This window comes from Pseudoalteromonas sp. Z1A6, from assembly GCF_011378745.1.
GTDB lineage: Bacteria > Pseudomonadota > Gammaproteobacteria > Enterobacterales > Alteromonadaceae > Pseudoalteromonas > Pseudoalteromonas arctica.
Genome location: NZ_WTKW01000444.1, coordinates 1 through 2,881, shown reverse-complemented (window position 1 = coordinate 2,881; position 2,881 = coordinate 1). Strand labels below are relative to the sequence as shown.

Genomic DNA, 2,881 nt, shown 5'->3' with positions numbered 1-2,881 from the left:
GCCCCTAGATTGAACAAATTTCAATCCACAAAGATCAACACGCCCTTAGGGCTTTGAGACAACACACAATAAACTCAACTTATAAGCACTCTACTACTCACACTTTATTTTTGCTGTTTCAGCGCTTTGTGGTTCAAAGCTAATATCTGCAACTGAAACGCTAAGTTCTCCTGCTGTTTTAATAATAAAAGGGCTGGTTACTCTGGCAAAATCAACGCCCTTTTTAGCAAAACACGTTAAATCTATACTCATAGTTTGCCATGTATTTAAAGTCGCATTTTTAAGCTCATTGGTAATATCAAGCTCGCCACCACAGCCTTGTTCGCACTTCATTGCAAGGTATGTTTGTGAGCTAGGTGTTTGGTTTACTTTATAGCTAAAGCTAAGGGCCGAATTTGCTTCAATGTAGGCCACTTTGTCTTCGGTAAAGTTACTATTAATTTCGATGTGGCTGGCTGCAGTACCATCAAAATTAAATTGCATCGCATCTTCTTGAATCGCTTTGTCTTCAGTGCGATAAGTAATGCCGCCGAGCTTTACACTGTTACTTGCTACTTGGTGCTGCTCGCTGTTTGAATTTAAAAACAAACGCCACGGTGTTTTAAAACTGCCATTAAATATAGATAGCGGCGCAAGGTTACTAATATCAACACCTGAGTCTTCATTTAGATTATTGCCAAGCGTACTTTCGTCTTCATACGTTAAGCCAAAGCCATAGGGTAATAATGGTGAGTAATCAGCATCGCCCTTATTTACTGCGGTTTGTAGTGGCGATTTAGGCCACGAGAAAGACAACTTACCTTTAAAGTCGTATTGTACCTGCCCACTTGCATCCGCTAATAAAACATCTGCAATGCCTTGTCCTTCAGTGCCAGGAAGCCATGCTGCTACAAATGCATCTGACGCGTTTAGCTCGCTGTTAACCCACATTGGTCTGCCCGATATAAACACCGATACCACCGCAATACCTTGCTGCTTTAATGTTTTTAATATTTTAAGAGAACGTTTATTGTTACGTTCAAACTCAAGGTTGTCTTTATCGCCATGTCCCTCTGCGTATGGTTCTTCGCCAAATACAACAATGGCTACATCGGGTTTGGTATTAAACTCACCCGTTGGGCTTAAAATAGCGTTACCGTCAGCAGCCTCTATTTGCGTTTTTAGCCCCGCATAAATAGACGTTGCTCCAGGAAAATCTGCATTTTGATTATTAGTTCCCTGCCACGTAATACTCCAACCACCCGATTGCTTGCCAATGTTATCAGCCGCATCGCCTGCAATCAGGATGTTGCTTGATGGGTTAAGCGGTAATAAATGGTTGTTGTTTTTAAGCAGTACTAGCGACTCTTGTACCGCTTGGCGGGCAATATCGCGATGTGCTGGCGCACCTATTAGTTCTAATTTACCTGAATATTTTCGATTTGCGGGGCTTGGTTTATCAAATAAACCCGCACGTAATTTAACGCGTAAAATACGTGCCACGGCGTCATCTATTCGCGCCATTGTTATTGTGCCCGCTTTTACTTGTTTAATTGTATTTTCATAAAGTGGCTTCCAAGCATCCGTTGGTACCATAAAAATATCAAGCCCCGCATTAACAGCCTGCGGGCAACTTTCATTTGTACAGCCTGCAACTTGTCCGTGTCCGTTCCAATCTCCTACAACAAAGCCATCAAAACCCATTTTTGTTTTTAACACATCAGTAAGTAGGTATTTATTGCCGTGATTTTTTTTACCATTCCAGCTATTAAACGATGCCATAACCGACTGACTACCTGCGGTTAGGCCGCCAATATAACCTTGCGCATGAATGTTATATAACGTCTCTTCGCTATCAATGTTGTCACCCTGATCGTCACCATCTACCGTGCCGCCATCGCCTAAAAAGTGCTTAACAGTACTAATTACGCGTTTGTCACTTAAAAAGTCTTCATCGGCTCTGCCTTGTAGTCCGTTTACAATTGCGGCTGAATATTCACGTACAATTGCAGGGTCTTCTGAGTAGCCTTCGTACGTTCGGCCCCATCGGTCATCGCGCACAACCGCAACAGTCGGTGCAAATACCCAATCGATCCCTGTTGCCATTACTTCTATTGCAGTAGCTGCTGCAATTCGCTCAATTAATGCGGGGTTATTAGCAGCACCTAAACCAATATTGTGCGGAAATAACGTCGCCCCAATCACATTATTATGGCCATGTACTGCATCGGTGCCCCACATGGTCGGAATTTTACTGCCATCAATTGAGTCATCAACTGATGCCTGATACATGCTTTCAGCAAGCGTTATCCAATCTGCAGGCGTTGCATGCTTATTAGCATTCGGGAACGAGCCACCGCCATTTAAATACGAACCAAAACCATATTTGCGCATGTCTGCAGCGGTTATATCGCGAATTTCAGGTTGGATCATCTGCGCTACTTTTTGCTCAAGCGTCATTGTTTTTAAATACTGTGCAATTGTATTTTCAATTTCAGGCGTTTTCACTACCTTACTTTTAAGCGTTGGCCAAAGTGATAAATCACCTTGCTCATGCTCAGCCTTTTTGGCTACGGCGCCTTGGCTATTATTAGCGTTAACCTCTTGTTTATTACACGCACTTAAAACGCATAACCCCCCTATTAAAATGGGGAGCATGCGTAACCTGTTAGTGTTTAAGCTTTTTTTCATTTTTATAGCCCTGTGTTGTGTCAGTGTGTTTTTGTGAAACGCCTATTTGTTATTTAAATTTAACTATTGACCTGCTTAACAATAGCCACTAATCTAAATATGGAAGCGCTTCCTTAAAGTTATTAAATACCATCCTTAGTGATTAATCAAATTAAATATGGAAGCGCTTCCATCAATGCAATTTATAAACTATAAATAAAAGCAAAATTTA

1 protein-coding gene is annotated in these 2,881 nt (G+C 41.7%); it reads right to left on the bottom strand.

Going from position 1 to position 2,881, the window contains the following annotated elements; translation table 11 throughout:
• Positions 1–93: 93 nt before the first annotated feature.
• The gene (locus tag GQR46_RS18285) at positions 94–2,670 is read right to left on the bottom strand and encodes an exo 1,3/1,4-beta-D-glucan glucohydrolase (protein WP_165741938.1); all 2,577 of its coding nucleotides are present in this window, start codon (positions 2,668–2,670) and stop codon (positions 94–96) included.
• Positions 2,671–2,881 lie beyond the last annotated feature (211 nt).

What these genes read in the sequence shown, in the direction of transcription:
- GQR46_RS18285 (WP_165741938.1), bottom strand. Translation starts at nt 2,670, where the DNA reads ATGAAAAAAAGCTTAAACACTAACAGGTTACGCATGCTCCCCATTTTA.